Below are 19390 nucleotides of genomic sequence, written 5' to 3'. Positions count from 1 at the left end.
AATAATCATTAATGGAAAAAGCGAGTTGTAAAACTACCCCGTTTTTCCATGTACAAGTTTCACTTAAAAAGTTGAGGGTCGGTTGACTCCGCCTTCTACTGGTGTGACTCCTGTTCCAGAAAAAGGATCTGCTGTTCCAGTCCAGTTAAAGTCACTAATACGGAGAGTAATAGAACCAATTTCTAACACTGGGTTATATCGCAGGATAACGCCATAGGTGCGACGGCTGTACTCTAAAAAATAATCTGTACTAATAGGATCGGTAGTGTCCAAGCTAATAGCTGTAGTAAACCCGGCGCGAAATGGACCATAAATTTGCTGAATGAATGAGAGGGATACTACGCGAGTATCTACTACCCGGTCAAACAAAAAAGGAGATTCGCCAGTACCGATCGCCTGACTATAGGAAACGCTAAACGCCGTGTAATCAAGAAAATTACGGGAAAAGTGCCCAAACTGACCTGCCAATCCTGCCACTGCAAATACATTTTGCTGTACATCGCCGCTAGTGTAATTGCTATATACACCGCGCAAAGACGTATTGAAGTTGAGATAGGGCACAATCGGGTTAGCAGAGTACCGCAAACCAAGGTCGCGAGTTGATGGTAGCGGTTTTCCCTGCCATAAAGTAAACGTTTTGCCCACTCCAAATGTTGCTTGAAAACGTCCCAAATCAACCCGGTTATTGGTTCTTGTAACCGATAGCAACTCTGGGCGATCGGTGTCTGAGTTAATTGACTGATAGCCAATCTGGTAGTTCAAAACAACACCTGATTGCCCCAACAAAATATTGGGAGAAATCAATAACAATCCGATGCTGCTTTGCACTGTTTGAAAGCCAAGGGAGCCATTAAATAGGCGATCGCGGTAGCTGTATTCAAGCGCTAAAGTGTGTGGACCAATAGGTGTCGCCAGGATTTGGCGGACTCGCACACTGGCACGCAGACTATTTTCAAACTCTGCCGGATCAAAACTGGTCAGTGCCGCTGATCCTCGTAGAAACGTGCTGGGACTCAACTCAGCGTCCAACCGAGTTCTTAAGCCATAACTGCTGGGGTCAACTACCCCGATACCACCTTGACGATTATCAAACATCCGTTGGATGAAAATCTGGGGATACAGCGTGAAGGATAGTTTTGGTGACTGTAAAACATTAAAAACTCCTTCTAAGTAAAGCCCGCCCCGATCTTGAGCGTCATAGGCAAAGCGAAAAGGTGCAGCATCACGTTGGCGACGGTCTAAAACGGTGCGTGAGAACAAAAACGGTAGGGAAAACTTCTGGTCAAACACCAACCGAGGACGAGTCAGCCTTACTTCATCTTGTAAAGGAGACAGTCGCGTTAGGGTTGCTTTTTCTGCTCTCAGAACCAGTTCCGGTGGCGAAAAGGGATCATTAGTAATTTGAATATTAGTGGCAACCCATCCGTCTGGCGTGAAGTCAATTCGCTCTGCCTCAAATCGCAGCCGCTTTAGTTGACCGCCTTTAGGTAGTCCTCCAGGAATGCGATTTACATCTCGCCCTGCCCCGGCTGAGATCGAAACGCCTCCTGCGCCAGCCGGATTTTGGAGTGGCTGCTGAGAGGTAATGCGATCGCTAACAGGACGACCTAACACTGTTTCCGCCACACCATCGGTTGCGGCTGGAACGGAAATGTCTGTTCCAGCAGTGGGAATATAAATATCTCCCTGTGCTTGCTGAATGTTGCCGATACCCTGAATGAAATTGAGTTCTGCGCGTTGACCCCGTAACACCTGCTGTCCACGGGTAAAGGCAACGTTGCCCTCGGCTACGGCAATCCGATTGGTCAGGTTTACCTGCACGCGATCGGCATCTACCAGCCCATTGCGAAAGCGCATGATCACCTTGCCTTCCGCCGTGAATACCTGATTTCGCTCGTCATAATCTAACCGATCAGCCGTGACTTCCACTGGATCAACAGTTGGGTCAACGGTTGGATTGACGGTTGGGCTAGCGGTTGGGCTAGCGGTTGGGCTAGTAGCAGATTCACTAACAATCTGCCGCAGAATCGAAATCGGCACTTGATCAGTTGGCAGCGGATCAACGAGGGGAACTGAATTTAAGCTTTCAGGATTCTCACTCGGCAAACTCAGAGCATCAGGCGTACCGGATGGAGAACTGCTTGGAGGAATCAGAATATCTGTGGGAAGTTGGAGTGGTGTTGGAGCATCAGGAGTTTGGGCTGTTATTAGAGGAATTATTTGCCGGGGCGAACGTTTTGCTAGCCTTCTTAAATCCCTAGCAGTGAGTGAGCCGATCGCATCATAGACTTCAACTAACTGATCAAAAACAAAGGCCTGATCAAGCTTTTTCATCACCGCTGCTTCAGCCGTCTGGGGCAGCTTCCCGCTCACGCCTGAAATGCTATAGGACAAAGAGGGTGTTTGAGGCGGAGAAATTTTGGCCGGAGCGTTGCGTGAAACAATCCCTACGGGAACCGATGGTTTGGTGGGCGTTATCGCTTTTTTAGTGTTGGAGCGACCATCAAACGCTGATGGCGCATTTTTTTTGGTTGCGGCAGGTATCTTTTGAGTAGATGGCTTTTGAGCCACCACCACCGGCTTAAACGGCGGAATGAGTTTGCTGGAGGGCAGCGATCGCGGTTGAACGACCATCCGAGTTGGCGAAACCACCTTGTTTTGCGACCACTTTGATTCGGATTGAACCATCACCGTCTGCTTATTCAGCTTTACAGTTCCTCTCGATGAAACCACAGGCAGCAGCGACAGTTCTGGCGGAATATTTTCTGGCTTGGCGACGCTCTTAACTGATACAGATGATGGCAATGGCCTGAGAACATCCCCTGAAGATGACCAGCAAGATTCAGGTGTTTGGGGCGATAACTTGCCTTGTAGGGGCGAGATTGTGGAGGAAGCGATTCCCATAAGAGATCCGCTTTGTGGAGCCGCAGTTTTTAAAGAGCGTTCCATTTCAGGCGGGGCGATTCCCGTAGGGATCGTTTTACGAATCGCGGGAGACAAACCCTCTGAGATCGCGATCGATGGGCCTGATAGGGAAAGTTTTGGACAGAGAATCGTCTCAAGAGCTGGAGACGAATGTAAAGGCGGAAGTTCAGGGGGCACCGAGTAGGGCATAGTTTAAGCAAACATTAGACGGATACTGCCTATGGGCAAAATCTCACTGACGAAATGGGGCAGCAGAAAACCACCGCCCCAATGACGCTTACGAGACAAAGCCCAAAATTGGCTATTCCATATCTCGGCGTTTTGGGTTGCGAGATGGGTCACTCGACAGGAAGCCAAAAATAAACAGCCCTACGAAGAAGGTAACAACAATGTACACAACAATCTTGAGTGTGAGCATATGGATTCTCCGAAAATATCAAAAATACGATGTAATGGTTAGCACAAGTCAATCGCTATTCAATCATAGTGCTTAGCGACTTTGATTCAAAAATCCTTTTCGTTAAAAACTGTTCATGATTTCCAGGCGAAAAATGATCCTTTAGCACTCCAAAGAATTGAACAACTCAAGGGCTTGTTTCAAAAAATCCTTTAGGCGATCGCTCACCTGAACAACAGGACTACAACGTCCCTCAAATAGCCAACTTTCAATCGTCGAAAGCCGCCATTGTTTGCCACGATGATCAAAGCCTGCCATTTCTACCCCAATCACTCGGCGCTCAGAGGTCAATCCATCGGCATGAAACCGAATTTGGAGCAAAATACTACGGCTTTGAAATAACCGAGAAAAGCCCGGTAGATGAAACGCAATATCGATCGAGTCCGGATCAACCCACTCCCGTGTATCCGGATCATTTGCCCAAGGCTTTAAGTCAGCCCGTGCATCGGGAAACTCAGCTTTGAATAAATTGACGATCGCGGCTATTTTACTAGCAGTTTCCAGGCTGGTTGCCTGCTCGGCTGCATTCACTCGCGGCTCCTTTCTAGAAGGGGAGATACACCAACAGACTAATGCAGGTTTAATTAACGACAATCTACACCGCTTTGTAAAATTTGGCAGCAACTTTGATAGCGAATAGATTTTTTTAAGTGACAGTGATCAATTAATGCCAGTGGCTAGATCTTTTGAAAGCGAGAAGGATTTAGCAAATCTCTCTGTGCAAGAATGCCGGAAATTGTTTGTTACTGCAATATTTCTCGCTCAATCAACCATCGATCGCTAGAGCGGGTTGACTGTAGAGGATTTGCTCGCTGATTATGGTGAAGTTTGCATCTACCCAAATCAGTGACGTTTGCAACACAGTGCCGTTGAGTAGGTAAACCAGAGAAAAATTACGTTGACGAACCAGATCGGTTTGAATGATACGAGGAACGGCGGCGGCATTGAGATAGACCGTTGCTTCTGGACTAACCAAGAGCGGTGTTCGGAGAGATTGTTTTGTGTAACGCAAGTTGTGGTGCATGTGACCAAAGGCAACTAGGGGAATAGTTTTGCCCTGTTGACGTACATGGTCGATCGCCGCTGCAAAATCGGGATCGCCATGGTCGCCGCCAATGGGTTGCCAATCCTTGCCACAGGGATCATCTGGGCGATCGCCTAAGCCCAAAGGTCCGCAGTGTCCCAAAAAAATGATCGTGTTGTGGGCTGCCTGGTCTGCTGCCGATACAATCTGAGCAGTCGATTCAGCAAAATTATGAATACCGTAGCGCGCTTGATAAAATTCGGGGTTTTTCCAATCTGAGCCACCCCAGCTAAAGGGACGCGCGCCCACAACGGTTAAATTCAAATCAGAAAAATCTCGTTTGCTATAGCCAACGTGCAGATCGCCCAACAAATCAAGCTGTTGCTGAACACGGTCTTCTTTAGAGCGATCATAAGGACATTTTTGTTTACCCCAGTGCGAAGCGCTATACCAGGCATCGTGATTTCCAAAAATCACTGCTTTAGGAATCTCCAAAGCTGCGATCGCCCGAACGACCTCAACTGACTCATTGCCAAAGTCACCCACAAACAAGGCTAAATCAATCCCAAGCTGTTGCAGCGCCAATCCATCAGCGTCTTCCCACTGATCGTGAACATCGCCAATCACAGCAATTTTGATTAACTCTGGAGTTTGCTTTCCACCTATACTTGGCACTCCGGTTGCCTGTGTATGCAATGTCTCATTCATACTGTGCTGTTTAATGTTCACCTCTACAGTTTCTCCTATTCTCTCTACAGAATCCAGGTTGCCCTCTCACCTTGATTGCTGCCGTCGTAGCCACCGAACGATCTGATACTCTGTCTCAATAGGATCAAAACGTTTTTATCAAGTTCTTCAAACGTTTAAGATCGCCACCGCCCAGACATCATGCAATTTTTTCCCTTGATTGATCATTTCTTTACCCAAGTGCGGAAGTTCCCGGTACAGCTTTGGATTGGGCTGATCGTTTTGTTGCCGCTCGGAACTGGAGTGGCGGGGGTTTGGCTTTTGAGCAAAATGGATGATGTGGAATGCCAAACAGTTTGGCTGTCACCCCTAGCAACGGAATCGACGCGGCTGTATTGTGCTCAAGTGAGTGCTGATCGCCGAACTGCAACCGACTTAGGGGAGGCGATTAAACTAGCAGATTCAATTTCTCTCAGCCATCCCCTCCGGCAAGATAGCGATCGCCTAATTCAACAGTGGTCAAATCGCTTGCTGGAAATGGGCGACACTGCGTTTCAAAACGGCAAGCTGGATGATGCCATTATGATGCTTGAATCTATTCCAGACAGTACAACCCTGCGCAAGTCTGCAACTCAGAAAATAGAGCAATGGCAGGAAACGTGGAAACAAGCCGAAGGTATTTTTCAAAAAGTACAGGATGCGATCGCGGCTGATAATTTATTGATCGCGTTTGCCGAAGCCAGAACTCTTTTGAAAATCAATAATGAATATTGGCGAACCACGCGGTTTCAAGACGTTGTAAACCAAATTCAAACGGCTAAGGAAAATAAAAGCGCCCAAGCCGCTGCAGATCGTAAAAAGGGAATCGCCAGCGCTCCTTTTGGAAGAACGCGTCCCCTTACCACCACTGAATTAATGTCTCGCTGGCAAAAAGAACAGGATCAGGAAGCAGTGGGTCATCTGCAAAAAGCGAGATCGCTTGCCGCCACGGGTGAAACTAGCCGATTACGAGATGCGATCGCCGAAGCCCAAATGGTTCTGTCGGGCACTGCTCAATACACGGAAGCCCAGCAGTTGATTAAAGACTGGAACAATCAAATTGAAATAATTGAAGACCGCCCCGCCCTTAATCGAGCCACTGCACTAGCACGCAAAGGTGACATTGCCTCCCTCGAAGCCGCCATCACCGAAGCCAACAGTATTTATTTTGGGCGAACACTCTACCGCGAAGCGCAAGCCAACATTGACCAATGGTCAGCACAAGTGCGCCAACTCTACGATCGCCAGTATGCTCAAGAACTGCCGCCCAACAATAGCCAACCCTCACGAGATCCAAGCTTTTATCAAATTCCAGCCACTCCTTAAATGGAGAGATTGGCGAGTGGCAAATGACGAGTGGCGAACGACGATGAGGAGTATTGTTATAGCAGCCGTCTAGTCTAGTTTCTATTCCCTGCTTGAGCGCAATGCTAATTAAAAATCTAGTTCCGCTGATTCTGCTGATCTTTGTCCCAATTTCGATCGCGGCAGACTGGTTAGGGTGGGGCGAAACTGCCGTTTTTTTTACCTCCGCCTTTGCCATCATTCCCCTTTCCATTTGGCTCAGCACGGCAACCGAAAAGGTGGCAGTGGTTACAGGACCGACCCTCGGCGGATTAGTTAACGCCTTCTTTGGCAACGCCACGGAGTTGATCATTGCCTTGGTTGCGCTGAAAGAAGGGCTGGTAGATATTGTCAAAGCCAGCATTACAGGCACTTTGCTCAGCGACCTGCTGCTATTGATGGGGCTTGCCATGCTGACCGGAGGGCTACGTTATAAAGAGCAGGAATTTAAGCCAATTTTGACACGGGTAAACGGTTCATCGATGACCTTAGCAGTTGCCGCGATCGCCCTACCTACCTTAGTAATCTACACATCCAATGTGGTGGATGAAGTTGCCATTCGCAATCTTTCGCTGATTACTGCCAGCGTTTTGATTATTGTGTATGGATTAACGCTGCTGTTTTCCTTAGGCACCCACAGCTTTTTATATGATGTGGGCGTTGCGGATGAAGATCCAGTTTTGGAAGAAATCTCTCCCACTGAACAGCGCTCAAAACTGATCGGTTGGATCGTTGTCCTGCTAGTCTCCACAATCGCCGTAGCGTTTGAATCAGAGCTTTTTGTGGGCGTGGTGGATACCGAAACCGAGCGTTTAGGACTCACACCGCTATTTACTGGGGTGATTTTGCTGCCATTGATTAGTGATGTAGCGGCATTTGTGACGGTCATCCGCATGGCAATTAAAAACAAAATGGATCTAACCGTCGCTACAGCAACGGGTGATAGCTTGCTGGTCGCCCTATTTGTTGCCCCGGTCCTGGTATTTGTCGGACAGTTTATTTTCAACCAGCCAATCGATCTCAACTTCAGCCCGTTTCAAGTGGTTTCGCTGGCGATCGCCGTTGCCATCACCAACGTCATCACTTCTGGTGGGCGCTCCAACTGGCTCGACGGTACCCTTCTCCTTGCCGCCTACATCATTCTCAGCGTCGCTTTCTACTACCACCCCGCCTAAATCTGCACCCACCAGAGAGATGCAATTAGAATCCGATGCAGGTTTTGTTGATTATCTAAGTTCACGGCTTGGCAATTTCAAGTAAGGATTTACGGTTTGTGGCTTTAATTTTTTCCACAAAAATGCCTCCGTTGAGGAGGCAGGTTGGAATGATTGAAGTGAAAATAGACTCCAAAACTACTCTTTGGAGATAAAGTCTTGTCCTTGTTTGATAGCTTGTTGACCAATATTTCTAAAAACCCAACCCAGTGCCAGTGCCAAGGGAAGAATCACAATGAGTAAACGCCAGTCCATAAAGTACCTCTCAGCCCGTTGATAAAGATTTTTGAATGACTCTCATACTTCTGTTTTATCGTATGTGAGTGCGTTTTACTAGCCTTTGATGAAAAGACTGCCTTGTTAAAAGGCTGAATGGCTGGTCGATTGTGCCTCTGCTCTGCTCATTTAGATTTATATAGGTAACAACCTTAAGGCGGTAAACCCTAATCCGTTCTTTTACCCGCATGAGCAAGGGCAAGCTTCTCATACTTCTGAGCGTGTTTAATTAAATCAGCCGCCTCTAGTTCTGATAGTTCACGAATCACTTTGCCGGGAATGCCTATAACCAGCGATCGCGATGGAACATCCTTGGTAACTACGGCTCCTGCGCCAACAATGCTGCCTGCCCCAATTCGCACTCCGTTTAGCACGATCGCGCCGATGCCAATCAAACATCCTCGCTCTATGTGAGCGCCATGAATGACAGCACGATGCCCGATCGTGACGTATTCCTCTAAAAGGGTGGGTTCTCCTGGATCGCCGTGCAAAATAGCTCCGTCTTGAACATTGCTGCTTGCCCCAATTTGGATTTCTTCCACATCTGCGCGAACAACTGCACCATACCAAACGCTAGCTCCTCGCCCGATGGTAACCCGACCAATGACCGTGGCGTTGTCAGCCACAAAGGCCGCTTCTGAGAGTTCAGGAGAGTGTTCTAAGGCAGAAAGTAAGCCGCGATCTCCAAAATCTTTCACGTAGGTTTCTCGATCTAAGTAAAGTGTCGTCAAATTGCCTAAGAAGGCTGTAAACCTTCCTGTTTATAATAGAGCCACCGCCACTGATGCATAAGACAGGCAAACTCGCCATCAATGATAAACCTTGCATTGCAATACCCAATTTTTGGTCCTGAAATTCAGTGCCCCCATTGCCGCCAAACGATTCAGGCGCTGACGCTGACAGATACCTATCTCTGCCAGCGCCATGGGGCATTTGAAGCAGATTCTAAAACGAGCGAACTGGTTCATCTACAGTCTGGGCGGCACTGGAAGCAATGGGACAACGAATGGTATCGTCAACACACTCATCCTGATGGCATTCGGTTTGAAATTCATGAAGCTCTGGATCGGCTTTACACGCAAGGCTATCGGGCGACCCGTGTAATTATTGCTGGTCGTTACAAAGAGCTGATTAATACTTATTTAGAGCGGAGTGCGCCTTGGCGTGGGCAAAGTGAACCGACGAAACCTCGTCTCTATGGTTTGCCCGTGGAATTTAGCTCCGATGCTGAACAAAATCCCTGTTGGGAAGTTATTAATTTCGACTTAGAAAAAGAACCGGGCGCACCTGTCCGCTATCCCTACTTTCGATTATTTGAATAGGTTTCGGGTTTCAAACTCAAAACCCAAAATTTCCTTCGGCTTGAACTCAGGTTGAAAGTAAAAAAACCTTACTCTTTCCATGCTTGCGGTTGCTGAAACCGATGGACATCGCCAATTACCTGTGCCCAGCCATCAGCGAGAGATTCAAGGATGCGATCGCCTTTTTCAGCCGTGGCAGTTGTGGGGTCGCCAATCACGCCACTGCAGCTGATATCTCTGGTCATCCAGGGAATTGGCAGATTTCGTTCCAGGGTCAGCAAACTATCCTGGGGCAGCCCGTGGGGATATTCTGCCTTGGCACAGTCCATCTTTACCTGATCTGGCAAAATCGCCAGCAGTAGGCTCGTTTCGGCATCGCCGGCATGGATGCCCAATTGTGCTTCTTTTTCAGTCAAGAGTTGCTTGGTAATATTGGGCGCTCTCCAGACAAAAAATGGAAATACCTCAAAATCATCGTGGGCTTGGTGCAAATCGCGCGCCACAATCTCCATGATTTGCGGTTGTCCCCCATGAGCGTTGAGCAGAATAAACTTCCGAAACCCAGCTCTGTAAAGGCTTTCGCCTACTTCCATTAGCAGCGCAATCAAGGTTTGTGCCGTTAGAGTTACGGTGCCAGGAAAATGCCAGTGTTCGTTCGATTTGCCGTAGTACAACGAGGGCAAGGCGTAAGCTGGAATGATGGGATCGAGCTTGTGCAAGGCTTTACCTAATACAGACTGGGCGATCGCGCTATCCACTATCAGCGGGAGATGCGGTCCATGTTGCTCAACCGCCCCAATCGGCTGAATGATTACCACCTGATCTTTGTTAGGCATTGCCTCAATATCCGTCCAGGACAAATAGGCAAAGAAGCGCTCAGGGGGAATGAAGCCGTGCATCATAAGAAGAAGGGTGAAGTGGGAAACTATAAATGGAGATGTGGCTGTAGATGAGTTTGGAAGAAAATCTGGGTTATTTTTTCTTTGACAAGCGTATTCTGGCGCGATCGCTGACTCGCAGAAGCTATGCCATGGAACAGCCCCAACCTTGCGCTCATCAAGAAGCCTATAGTTTACTAGGAAGCGCGTTGATTGATGCCGTATTGACCGAGTGGCTCATTCGATCTGGCTGTGACAGTCAACAGGATATTGTATTTCGCAAAATCGAGCTGAAGCAAGTCGAAAATCTGGCGCGGATTGGTCAAGCTCTAGAAATAGGCTACCGGATTAAGCGAGGTGCGGCGGAAAACCAGCAGAACGTTGATGAACAGCCGGATGTGCTAGCGGAAACAGTGGAAGCGGCGATCGCAGCTATTTATTTTGATGGTGGCTATAGTGCGGCTCGTCAAACCATTCAGCGGATCTTCAAACTAGAACCTCTTTAGGGTTTTCTCTTGACGAGGACGTTGTGATCAACGGATCAAGCACGGGAAACGATTGCTTCTCAATCACCGTAAATTTCCGTTGCTCTGAATTGTAAACAAACACTTTACCGGTTTCAATTTCATACATCCAGGCATGAAGACTCAGTTGTTGACTGTGCAACTTGGAGCGAATTACGGGATAAGTTTCTAAGTTTTCGATTTGCGTCAACACATTTTGCTCGATCGCCATCTTCAATAGCTCATCGGCTGGCAAATCGCCATAATTGTCTAGCACCAGACGGCGAGTCGGTTCACCATGACGTTTCAGCCAATCATAAACCGCAGGCATTTGCTCGGCCAAAGTGCCCACTTGCAGCAATCCCCGCATCGCGCCACAGTGAGAATGTCCACAGATGATGATGTCGCGAATTCCCAATCCCTGCACTGCATACTCAATTCCGGCTGATTCGGCGCTACTCGCTGCCCCATAAGAAGGAATGATATTACCCACATTTCGCATGACAAAGAGTTCCCCCGGTTGCGCTTGAGTAATGAGGCAGGGATCAATGCGAGAGTCGGAACAAGTAATAAATAAGACTTCTGGAGACTGACCCTGGGAAAGCTGTTTGAACATCTCATGATGATCGCTGAAATAGCTACTGTGAAAGGCGTTGAGTCCTTTAACTAAACTTGTAAGCGACATAATTCCTTTCCTAATTTGAACAATAATTAACTTGCAGCCCAGAATGTCGATAGCTCTCGTCCTATCCTTCCCCCTTCTACATGATTAATGTATAGTTTTCCGTATTTTTGTATGCAAAAGTGAAATTTTAGATGGGTTGAGTAAGCCGCCAACAGCCAAGATCATTCATTTTTCGATACCTGTTCAATTGATTCTGGGACTGGTAGGGAAAGGGCGATCTCATCCGCAAGCATTGAATTTTCGGAGGCCCGTTCAATCGGTTCTAATACCGCAGCTTGAGGCAAAGATAGTGGCGTTGCTAGAGGCACTTTAGTGGGTTCAGCAGTGCGTTTCCAGGCATAAAGGGTGAAGGCAGTCCCCATGTAGCCAGCGGTGAAAAGCTCGGTCGCTAGGGCAAGCTTATCTAAAACCTGTTGAGCAACTTCGTAAGACATAGCAACTATCTCCAGGATTTTCCACCAATCAAACATATGCAAGAAAGTATTGCATACCCCTTGCAATTGGTATTTAACTTTTAGGATGTGATTAGGGCAATTGTTCCAGCCAACCTGTCACATCGATCGCCAACATTTGCCCTAACCGCAGCAGTAAACGAAGATGCGTCAGGCGAATTTCACTTTTTTTGCCATAGGCAGCAACTCTGTCTAGGTCTTGGGTTGCGGCAATCCAGGCAAGACATTGGGGCACGATCCAATGGTGTAGGGATCGCAAGTAAAACTCTTGGGCATGTGCCAAGGACAGATTCAAATTCAATTGCTGACCCAGACTAATCAACTGCCGCATTCGCTCTAAATCAGCCGTTAAAGTGGCAGGGTTAAAAGCTTGCAGGATATTCCGCAACGAATGTAGGATGAGCCGCTCTAGGGTTTGTTGAGCTTCGGGAAGCTGAACGTAATAGTGCATCTGAGCGGCTTCTGTTGCGATCGCTTCTAGCTCTGCCAAATGCCCTAATCCTACAGTTCCTTCCACTAACGGATTGCTCAGATCTTGCTCCAACAATCTCAGTGACAGCAGCACTCGATGGCTAAGTGCAACCTCTGCGGCTACCTGAAGCTCCCGTGGAACCGTTAGCCCATCTCGGTGAAATGCCATCAAAATACCGTAGTTATCACGATAAACCTGAGTGTAAAGCTGGTCTAAGCGGGTTAAGGTACTTTGGGTCAGCATTTGCATGATCCGATGGCGTTCTTCTGCAAACAGATTTTGTAAGCTGAAAGATTGATCCCCAAAACTACGGTGCATTGCCAAAATCACCTTGGCAGAACTAGCTTCTCCCAGGGCTGTAAACACACACTCCTTCATGTGACCGTAGCTGCGCCGTCCAGAAAAAGGTTGAATGCAGCAGTGAAAGTCCCATCCACCTAGATGCAGCACCGCAAACACCAAATCAACTGATTCTCTTGTTATTTCTGACACCAACTGAAGCTGTCCGACCGCCAGGGTTAGTGAACCCATTCGTTGGAGTTGATAATCCACTTGCTGGGCGGTGTAGCAGTAAACTCGCTGCTCTTTGGGCGCTGTGACAAACAGAGAGCTAATAGCATAATGGGCGGCAACCTGCTCTAGGCTAATTTGCGCAGTGGTAACTAGTTGGCGATAGACTTCTGCTCCATTTTTGAAACAGTCCACATTGCTGGGCGCGACCGCCAACCGTTTAACAAAGGCTTTTTCTAAATGAATTCCAGAGACATCTCCCGCGAGTTCCAGCGCTCTAGCAGCATAGCGAAGAATCTGCACGCCCTCAGGGCGAGAAAGCTCTTCAAAAAACCAGCCGCAGCTGGTGTACATCAGCAAAGCATGGCGCTGCATTTCTAACAAACGCAACACATCTACCCGTTCTACCGCAGTTAAAGAATGAGATTGATGGCGAGCCAAAAAGGCATTGACTGTGGACTGGGCGCGATCGCGCACCACCTCAATATATTCATCTCGTGCCTTCCAGGGATCTTGCAATAGCTTACTGCCCGCATCCTCATAGACTCGCACAAGCTGATCCCGCAGCCAATTGAGTGATTCTCGTAGAGGTCGCCGCCATTGTTGATGCCACTCACCGCCGCCACAGCCGCAGTCATCTTGCCAGCGATCAACTCCATGACTACAACTCCAAGCGGTCACTGGCTTCAGCTCAACTTCCCAAACGGGATCGCAGATGGAAAGGTAATGGGCAAAATTAGTTACCGTCCAGCCGCGACTTGGAAATTCATGCACAAACGAATAGGCAAGGCACTTTTCGGTGCCGCCCTTATGGTGCCCGAAGGTTTCGCCATCTGTGGCAGCGGCAATCAGTTGCGATGGTTGCTGATCTCCTTGAACTGCTTGCCCTAAACGTCCGGCAAACTGGTGGGCATCCGACAACGCCTGATCAAAACCCATATCGCGGGAAATGGGTCCATCGTAAAAAAAGATATCGATGTAGGGTCGAGTGGAATTCTGCTCTAAGGATGGTAGATAACAGCGATATGGACGAGTGGGATTAATTTGGCTACCACCCACTTCCTGCCATTCTGGTTCTGGTTGCTCAGCTGTTGGCATTGGGCGACACCGTTGTGCCTGAGACGGTGCCAAGATGATGAACTGAATTCCTTCAATTACGAGTGCTTCAAGAGTTTCGTAATCGACGGCGGTTTCTGCTAGCCACATTCCTTCAGGGTCGCGCCCAAAGCGAGAGCAAAAATCTGCTTTGCCCCAGCGAATTTGAGTTAACTTATCGTGCTCATTGGCCAAAGGCAAAATGATGTGGTTGTAAGCTTGGGCGATCGCGTTTCCATGTCCATTCAGGCGATCGCAGCTTTTTCGATCCGCTTCCAAAATCCGCTGATACACTTCTACATCATGCCGTTCCATCCAGTTCAGCAGAGTAGCCCCAAAATTAAAACTGAGGTATTCGTAGTTATTGACGATCCCCATCACTTCTTGGCGATCATTGACAATGCGGGCAAAGGCATTGGGACGATAGCACTCATAATGGATTCTCTCATTCCAGTTGTGAAACGGAGCCGCACTCGGTTGCCGCTCAATCACATCCAGGTAAGGATTTTCACGCGGAGGCTGATAGAAGTGCCCATGAATCGTAATGTAGATTCCTTGCGCTGCATGTAAGGCGTTGTTAGCCTCTGTTTTGCACGCATCGTCACGGTGTAATGTGCTGTCACTCACTTGAGACTTGGAAGCGGGGGGCAGAGACGAAGTTAGCCCAGAATACTGATTAAAAAAAGAAGTCATGTAAGAAGAAAACTATTTTCTAGAACAATCAAAAATAAAAGAATTAAATGCCAATACAAATAAAATTTAATCTTTTGTCATCAAATCAACTCTTGATATTTCAGCTCAAAACTTGACGACTAATTGCTATTAATTTTGTAAAAAGGAAAGCACCGGAGCAGTAAAGACTCACATTAGCTTTGCGCTATCGCATTAGTTGGCACAAATGTTATGAGTTAACTTACGCAGGTTGCAAACGGGATACTACACCGCCTGTAGAACTATAACTGATTCAATATTGAGTACTTAAAAACTTAACGGCAACTTAGGGATCACTACAAATGGTCGTAGTTAATGCAATTGCAAAGCACTATGCTACAAGCTGCATTAACTACGACCATTTTCAACGATAATTTGAGTGAATTTGCAAGAACTCTACGGTCAGCAGCAATAAATTTCTAGCTTTAGCCTCTCGCTTTTGTGTGGTGCTTCAGGATGAAGTCTGAGCTTTGCGGCAAGCCTATTGCGCTTTTTGACTGTCCAGCTTACAGACGTTTAAGAGCCGCAAGTCGTTTTGGCTCACAGCATTCAACTTGTGAAAGCCTTGTAACCCCAGATTCAACGATGGGTTGGCACTACTAGCAATAGTTGAATTGCGATCAAGCGCAATCTCAAAGGGGTTGGCGGTGCGATCGTAGCTATCAGTTACCATCAGTGCAAGCTGATTAGCTTTGAACTCGCCTGCGGCACAATCGAAAGAGGAACTAGGCATGTATAAAGCGCCTACAACCTTTCCAGCTTTGTTCTCAAATACAAAGTATCCCTTCCCAAGCTCATTAGGCTTAGGCGCTTGACCATACAAGTAAACACCGTCAGGTAGTGTAGCAGTTGGTACAGCAGGGGCTTGGGCTACTGGCTTACTGTAAGCAGCTTGAGCTTCAAACGCAACACTCAGGGTGACAGAAGTTCCTAGAAGAGCGATACCAACGCGGCTAGCTAGGGTAGACCATTTGGAAACAGACACTTTTAAAGACTTTTGCATAACTTCCTCCATTCACCCAGGGAAAATATTTTGTTCAATGCAGCGGATTCTGTAGAGTCATCTGGCAACTTTGATGAGATTATGCATCGCCTCATAAGTATTCTTTGACTCAACTATACAGAGCACCAAATCGATAGGCTTCATCCTTATGACTCATCTCGTGGGAGGAGGTAGATCTGTCTCTTGAAAGACTTTAGTCACAAGGGGAAAGGTAGCGATCTGGAAGCGGTGTGGAGCGAAAAATCTCTATAAATTCATCAAACCACTTCTGACTAATCCTCGGTATTACATTTGGTGACAGTTCTACGTCTGGCTACTGGCTATACCTACAGATACAGTTAAGAAATTACGGAATTTCTGGCAACTTTCTTGTGGATTTGCTGATAGGGACGCAAGCAGCCACTCAAATTGATTGAACAATTGCCTTAAAAAATGGCTTGGTTGAAATGAAGGTGTTGATTGAGCATGGGTCTATGCCATATGGCACAATGTTAAAGAGCCCTTCTTAGTGGCTTTTGTTTTTCAGGTAAGCCCGTGAGTCCCACCGCAAATCCAGTTTCAGTCAATCCAGCTTTAATTGAAAACGGTCAGTCTGTTCAAGTCTCTGCTGTTTCTCGCCGTCGTCCGGTTTTTCCTTTCACAGCGATCGTAGGGCAGGAGGAAATGAAACTTGCATTGCTGCTGAATGTAATTGATCCCAAGATTGGTGGGGTGATGATCATGGGTGATCGCGGCACGGGCAAATCCACAACCATTCGTGCGCTTGCCGATCTCTTACCTGAAATTGAAGTTGTTGCCGATGACCCGTTTAACAGCCATCCCAGCGATCCCGAAATGATGGGAGACGAAGTTCGGCAGAGAATTGATCAGGGCATGGAAATTGCGATCGCGCTAAAAAATGTGCAAATGGTCGATTTGCCTCTCGGCGCAACCGAAGATCGAGTGTGCGGCACGATTGATATTGAAAAAGCGCTTTCTGAAGGAGTCAAAGCCTTTGAGCCAGGGCTACTAGCAAAAGCCAATCGCGGCATTCTATATGTAGATGAAGTGAATCTACTGGATGATCATTTGGTGGATGTATTGCTTGACTCTGCCGCTTCTGGTTGGAACACAGTGGAGCGAGAAGGCATTTCCATTCGTCACCCGGCACGATTTGTGCTTGTTGGATCGGGTAACCCCGAAGAAGGTGAACTGCGTCCCCAACTGCTGGATCGCTTTGGAATGCACGCCGAAATTCGTACGGTCAAAGAACCTGCTCTGCGCGTTCAAATCGTGGAGCAGCGTACTGAGTTTGATCAAAATCCGCAAGAATTCTTGGACCAGTCTCAATCAGAGCAAAATACTTTACGCCAAAAGCTAGTAGATGCTCAAACTCGATTAAGACAGATTGCGATCGACCACGATTTACGAGTCAAAATCTCTCAGGTTTGTTCAGATTTAGATGTGGATGGGCTGCGGGGAGATATCGTTACCAATCGGGCGGCAAAGGCGATCGCAGCTTTGGAAGGTCGCACCGAAGTCACCGTTGATGATATTCGCCGTGTGGTCACCCTTTGCCTGCGTCATCGCCTACGAAAAGATCCCTTAGAATCGATTGACTCTGGCTATAAGGTAGAAAAAGCCTTTAACCAAGTCTTTGGCGAAGAGACAGCTTAACCGTTTGATACAGCTCGCAACAACGCTCCGCAATTCCGTCCAGCGATATTTCTTACTGAAGCTTTTTCCACAACAAAAAAGTCACTTTCAAAGCCCCTCTTCCTTTCTAGAAGAGGGGTTTGAATGAGGGCAAAAGTTGAAGCAGGAGATTTAGGATTATCGGTTGAGCTTGACGACCAAAACTATCCCTGCGGTTAGCGCCACGAGAGTGGGTAGCCAGCCGCCAATAAAGGCATTCACAAGGCCAGCTTGGTAAATAATTTGCCCTGCAACCATCAAGGCATAGTAAGAAACCACAATAATTAGCGTCAGGCCAAAGCCAGCAGCGCGACCAGAGCGTTGGGGTCGAATACCCAAAGTTGCCGCTACCAAACCAAACGCCAAACATGCAAAAGGCATTGAAGATTTTTGTTCAATCCGTAGACGCATTTTGCGAATTTCTTTTTGGTTGCCCGTTTGCCCAATTAAATCAATGTACTGGCGAATTTCAGCAATGGTCATTTCTTCAGAATCACGGGCGGTTTTTGCAATGTCTAGTGGAGTTCGGGGAAGCTGAATTTGTTGGCGATCGAACCGAACAATATTGCGATAAGAGCCATTCGGTGCAACGACATAAATCGTCCCGTTGAAGAAATCCCAGGTTTTTTCCTCGGCGTTCCACTTGGCGGAGTCTGATGCCACAATTTGATTCAATCCCTTTTGGGAGAAATCTAAAATGGTCAGACCCTTCATTTGCTGCCCATCAAATTCTCTGGCATAGAACAAGCGAGAAAGAAGCTCATCTTTTTCGCCGCTGGGAAGCCGAATCGTTTTTGACTCACGATAGAGAATGTTTCGCTCTTTAAAAGATGGCTTGTTTTTGTTAAGTGCCTGATCCAGTAATTGACTAGCTTTCAGGTTGGCAGCAGGAACCACTGCTTCATTAAAGGCAAACGTAATGCCGCTCATAATCAGCCCAATGATCACCGCAGGAGCCACTAATCGATAAATACTGACTCCACAACTGCGAAGCGCAATCAATTCACTATCGCTGGAGAGCCGCCCATAGACCAACAGGCAAGCCAAAACCATTGACATGGGAAAGGCGAGTCCTACAAAGTAGGGCAGCCTGAGAACAAAGAATTGCATGGCGATGCTCATAGGCAAGCCAGAGTCGCTGACTCGCCGCAGTAAATCTAGCAGCACACCCGTTGAAATACCAATTGAGGTGAAGGCAACGACCCCAAACACAAAGGGTGCAATCAGTTCGGTGGTAATGTACCGATCCATCATCGAAAGTCCCGGAATTCGAAAACTGGAGAGCCGAAAAGGGGGCCTTTTGGAGGTCGAAACGTCGATAGTCATGAGCTTTGTGCGGGGGAGGATACAGAGTTGGCGGGAAAAAGTTTAGCGTTTAGGGCTGGAAGCGATCGCCCAAATAATATTGCCGGACTGCTGGGTTATCGTATAGCTCCTCCGAACTACCAGAGGCAAAAATTTGCCCATCTCGCATGATGTAAGAGCGATCTGTAATTGCTAGCGTCTCCCGGACGTTGTGATCGGTGATGAGGATGCCGAGTTGGCGATCGCGTAATTGAGAAACAATTTGTTGAATTTCGTTTACTGCAATCGGGTCTACGCCTGCAAACGGTTCATCCAACAGCAAAAATTGAGGTCCATCCCGTCCGGTGGCTAATGCCCTAGCAATTTCAGTTCGGCGTCGCTCACCCCCAGAAACCCGAAGCCCTAGCGTATTAACCACTTTCTCAAGCCGAAATTCTTTGAGTAGTTGATGCAGCCGACTATTCCACTCAGAGCGGGGCACGCCCGTTTGCTCCATCACCAAAAGAATATTTTCTTTAACAGTCAAATGCCGAAAAATGCTAGCTTCCTGAGCGAGATAGCCAATCCCCATGCGTGCCCGTCGATGAAAGGATACGTTCGTAATTTCGGTATCGTTTAACCAAACGCGTCCCTGATTAGGTTTTTCCAGTCCTGTAGCAATGTAGAACGTGGTAGTTTTGCCAGCCCCATTAGGACCTAACAGTCCAACAATTTCACCTTGAGCGACTGAAAGACTAACCCGACTGACAACTGCACGCTGCCCATAAGATTTATGAATATTCTCAAGAACAATTTTCAACAGCCCACTCCTGGCTATGGTCACCACAATTCGCAG

Annotated in this window: 18 protein-coding genes; 5 read left to right on the top strand and 13 right to left on the bottom strand. The window is 47.6% G+C overall.

Annotation, left to right across the window (positions count from 1 at the left end):
* Positions 1–63: 63 nt before the first annotated feature.
* The 4 genes from JOY44_RS10830 to JOY44_RS10815 form a co-directional block, all read right to left on the bottom strand.
* A complete protein-coding gene (locus JOY44_RS10830) occupies positions 64–3102 on the bottom strand; it encodes a DUF3769 domain-containing protein (protein WP_171573560.1) in 3039 nt (1012 codons plus the stop codon).
* A gap of 124 nt (positions 3103–3226) precedes the next feature.
* On the bottom strand, positions 3227–3343 hold the full coding sequence (locus JOY44_RS10825) for a photosystem II reaction center protein I (protein WP_171573559.1): 117 nt from the start codon (positions 3341–3343) through the stop codon (positions 3227–3229).
* A gap of 141 nt (positions 3344–3484) precedes the next feature.
* The gene (locus JOY44_RS10820; protein ID WP_171573558.1) at positions 3485–3913 is read right to left on the bottom strand and encodes a hypothetical protein; all 429 of its coding nucleotides are present in this window, start codon (positions 3911–3913) and stop codon (positions 3485–3487) included.
* 235 nt (positions 3914–4148) lie between these two features.
* Positions 4149–5114 carry a TIGR04168 family protein gene (locus JOY44_RS10815; protein ID WP_171573557.1) on the bottom strand — a complete coding sequence of 322 codons (966 nt, stop codon included), beginning with the start codon at positions 5112–5114 and terminating at the stop codon, positions 4149–4151.
* A 180-nt stretch (positions 5115–5294) separates the two neighbouring features.
* On the opposite strand from JOY44_RS10815, the gene JOY44_RS10810 reads away from it, so the two are divergent.
* Positions 5295–6458 carry a hypothetical protein gene (locus JOY44_RS10810; RefSeq protein WP_171573556.1) on the top strand — a complete coding sequence of 388 codons (1164 nt, stop codon included), beginning with the start codon at positions 5295–5297 and terminating at the stop codon, positions 6456–6458.
* A gap of 101 nt (positions 6459–6559) precedes the next feature.
* Entirely contained in the window at positions 6560–7651 is a 1092-nt protein-coding gene (gene cax / locus JOY44_RS10805; protein WP_171573555.1) for a calcium/proton exchanger, read from the top strand.
* A 177-nt stretch (positions 7652–7828) separates the two neighbouring features.
* Here the strand turns inward: cax and JOY44_RS10800 are convergent, their stop codons facing one another.
* Positions 7829–7945 carry a photosystem II protein Y gene (locus tag JOY44_RS10800; RefSeq protein WP_171573554.1) on the bottom strand — a complete coding sequence of 39 codons (117 nt, stop codon included), beginning with the start codon at positions 7943–7945 and terminating at the stop codon, positions 7829–7831.
* Positions 7946–8133: 188 nt separating this feature from the next.
* Entirely contained in the window at positions 8134–8664 is a 531-nt protein-coding gene (locus JOY44_RS10795) for a gamma carbonic anhydrase family protein (RefSeq protein WP_171573844.1), read from the bottom strand.
* Between the two features lie 114 nt (positions 8665–8778).
* On the opposite strand from JOY44_RS10795, the gene JOY44_RS10790 reads away from it, so the two are divergent.
* A complete protein-coding gene (locus JOY44_RS10790) occupies positions 8779–9288 on the top strand; it encodes a TIGR02652 family protein (protein ID WP_171573553.1) in 510 nt (169 codons plus the stop codon).
* Positions 9289–9356: 68 nt separating this feature from the next.
* Here JOY44_RS10790 and JOY44_RS10785 read toward each other — a convergent pair whose 3' ends face one another.
* A complete protein-coding gene (locus tag JOY44_RS10785) occupies positions 9357–10169 on the bottom strand; it encodes a creatininase family protein (protein WP_197985122.1) in 813 nt (270 codons plus the stop codon).
* Between the two features lie 47 nt (positions 10170–10216).
* Here JOY44_RS10785 and JOY44_RS10780 point away from each other — a divergent pair, with 47 nt between their 5' ends.
* Positions 10217–10651: a ribonuclease III domain-containing protein gene (locus JOY44_RS10780; RefSeq protein WP_171573552.1), complete on the top strand. Its 435-nt coding sequence runs from the start codon at positions 10217–10219 to the stop codon at positions 10649–10651.
* Here the strand turns inward: JOY44_RS10780 and JOY44_RS10775 are convergent.
* The 4 genes from JOY44_RS10775 to JOY44_RS10760 all read right to left on the bottom strand — a co-directional run bounded on the left by JOY44_RS10775 (position 10632) and on the right by JOY44_RS10760 (position 15576).
* Positions 10632–11333, bottom strand: coding sequence for a carbonic anhydrase (locus tag JOY44_RS10775; RefSeq protein WP_171573551.1), 702 nt, complete (start codon positions 11331–11333; stop codon positions 10632–10634). The genes JOY44_RS10780 and JOY44_RS10775 overlap by 20 nt on opposite strands.
* Positions 11334–11494: 161 nt before the next feature.
* Entirely contained in the window at positions 11495–11767 is a 273-nt protein-coding gene (locus JOY44_RS10770) for a hypothetical protein (RefSeq protein ID WP_171573550.1), read from the bottom strand.
* A 91-nt stretch (positions 11768–11858) separates the two neighbouring features.
* Positions 11859–14555, bottom strand: coding sequence for a DUF3536 domain-containing protein (locus JOY44_RS10765; protein ID WP_171573549.1), 2697 nt, complete (start codon positions 14553–14555; stop codon positions 11859–11861).
* 499 nt (positions 14556–15054) lie between these two features.
* Positions 15055–15576: a hypothetical protein gene (locus JOY44_RS10760; RefSeq protein ID WP_171573548.1), complete on the bottom strand. Its 522-nt coding sequence runs from the start codon at positions 15574–15576 to the stop codon at positions 15055–15057.
* A gap of 576 nt (positions 15577–16152) precedes the next feature.
* On the opposite strand from JOY44_RS10760, the gene bchI reads away from it, so the two are divergent.
* Positions 16153–17232, top strand: a complete 1080-nt coding sequence (gene bchI / locus JOY44_RS10755) for a magnesium chelatase ATPase subunit I (RefSeq protein ID WP_171573842.1) — start codon at positions 16153–16155, stop codon at positions 17230–17232.
* A gap of 156 nt (positions 17233–17388) precedes the next feature.
* Here bchI and JOY44_RS10750 read toward each other — a convergent pair whose 3' ends face one another.
* Together JOY44_RS10750 and lptB are read right to left on the bottom strand one after the other, a co-directional pair.
* A complete protein-coding gene (locus JOY44_RS10750; protein WP_245404910.1) occupies positions 17389–18504 on the bottom strand; it encodes an LptF/LptG family permease in 1116 nt (371 codons plus the stop codon).
* Between the two features lie 121 nt (positions 18505–18625).
* A complete protein-coding gene (gene lptB, locus JOY44_RS10745; protein ID WP_171573547.1) occupies positions 18626–19354 on the bottom strand; it encodes an LPS export ABC transporter ATP-binding protein in 729 nt (242 codons plus the stop codon).
* Between the last annotated feature and the right edge of the window lie 36 nt (positions 19355–19390).

Origin of the sequence: Leptolyngbya sp. Cla-17 (assembly GCF_016807185.1) — a bacterium.
In the GTDB taxonomy this organism is placed as follows: Bacteria; Cyanobacteriota; Cyanobacteriia; order Leptolyngbyales; family Leptolyngbyaceae; genus ULC077BIN1.
The sequence above is the reverse complement of the archived record's forward strand: the minus strand, read 5'-3'. Positions and strand labels throughout refer to the sequence as shown.

What these genes read in the sequence shown, in the direction of transcription:
- JOY44_RS10825 (WP_171573559.1), bottom strand. Translation starts at nt 3,343, where the DNA reads ATGCTCACACTCAAGATTGTTGTGTACATTGTTGTTACCTTCTTCGTA.
- JOY44_RS10815 (WP_171573557.1), bottom strand. Translation starts at nt 5,114, where the DNA reads ATGAATGAGACATTGCATACACAGGCAACCGGAGTGCCAAGTATAGGT.
- JOY44_RS10810 (WP_171573556.1), top strand. Translation starts at nt 5,295, where the DNA reads ATGCAATTTTTTCCCTTGATTGATCATTTCTTTACCCAAGTGCGGAAG.
- cax (WP_171573555.1), top strand. Translation starts at nt 6,560, where the DNA reads ATGCTAATTAAAAATCTAGTTCCGCTGATTCTGCTGATCTTTGTCCCA.
- JOY44_RS10800 (WP_171573554.1), bottom strand. Translation starts at nt 7,945, where the DNA reads ATGGACTGGCGTTTACTCATTGTGATTCTTCCCTTGGCACTGGCACTG.
- JOY44_RS10790 (WP_171573553.1), top strand. Translation starts at nt 8,779, where the DNA reads ATGATAAACCTTGCATTGCAATACCCAATTTTTGGTCCTGAAATTCAG.
- JOY44_RS10785 (WP_197985122.1), bottom strand. Translation starts at nt 10,169, where the DNA reads ATGATGCACGGCTTCATTCCCCCTGAGCGCTTCTTTGCCTATTTGTCC.
- JOY44_RS10780 (WP_171573552.1), top strand. Translation starts at nt 10,217, where the DNA reads ATGAGTTTGGAAGAAAATCTGGGTTATTTTTTCTTTGACAAGCGTATT.
- JOY44_RS10775 (WP_171573551.1), bottom strand. Translation starts at nt 11,333, where the DNA reads ATGTCGCTTACAAGTTTAGTTAAAGGACTCAACGCCTTTCACAGTAGC.
- JOY44_RS10770 (WP_171573550.1), bottom strand. Translation starts at nt 11,767, where the DNA reads ATGTCTTACGAAGTTGCTCAACAGGTTTTAGATAAGCTTGCCCTAGCG.
- JOY44_RS10765 (WP_171573549.1), bottom strand. Translation starts at nt 14,555, where the DNA reads ATGACTTCTTTTTTTAATCAGTATTCTGGGCTAACTTCGTCTCTGCCC.
- JOY44_RS10760 (WP_171573548.1), bottom strand. Translation starts at nt 15,576, where the DNA reads ATGCAAAAGTCTTTAAAAGTGTCTGTTTCCAAATGGTCTACCCTAGCT.
- JOY44_RS10750 (WP_245404910.1), bottom strand. Translation starts at nt 18,504, where the DNA reads ATGATGGATCGGTACATTACCACCGAACTGATTGCACCCTTTGTGTTT.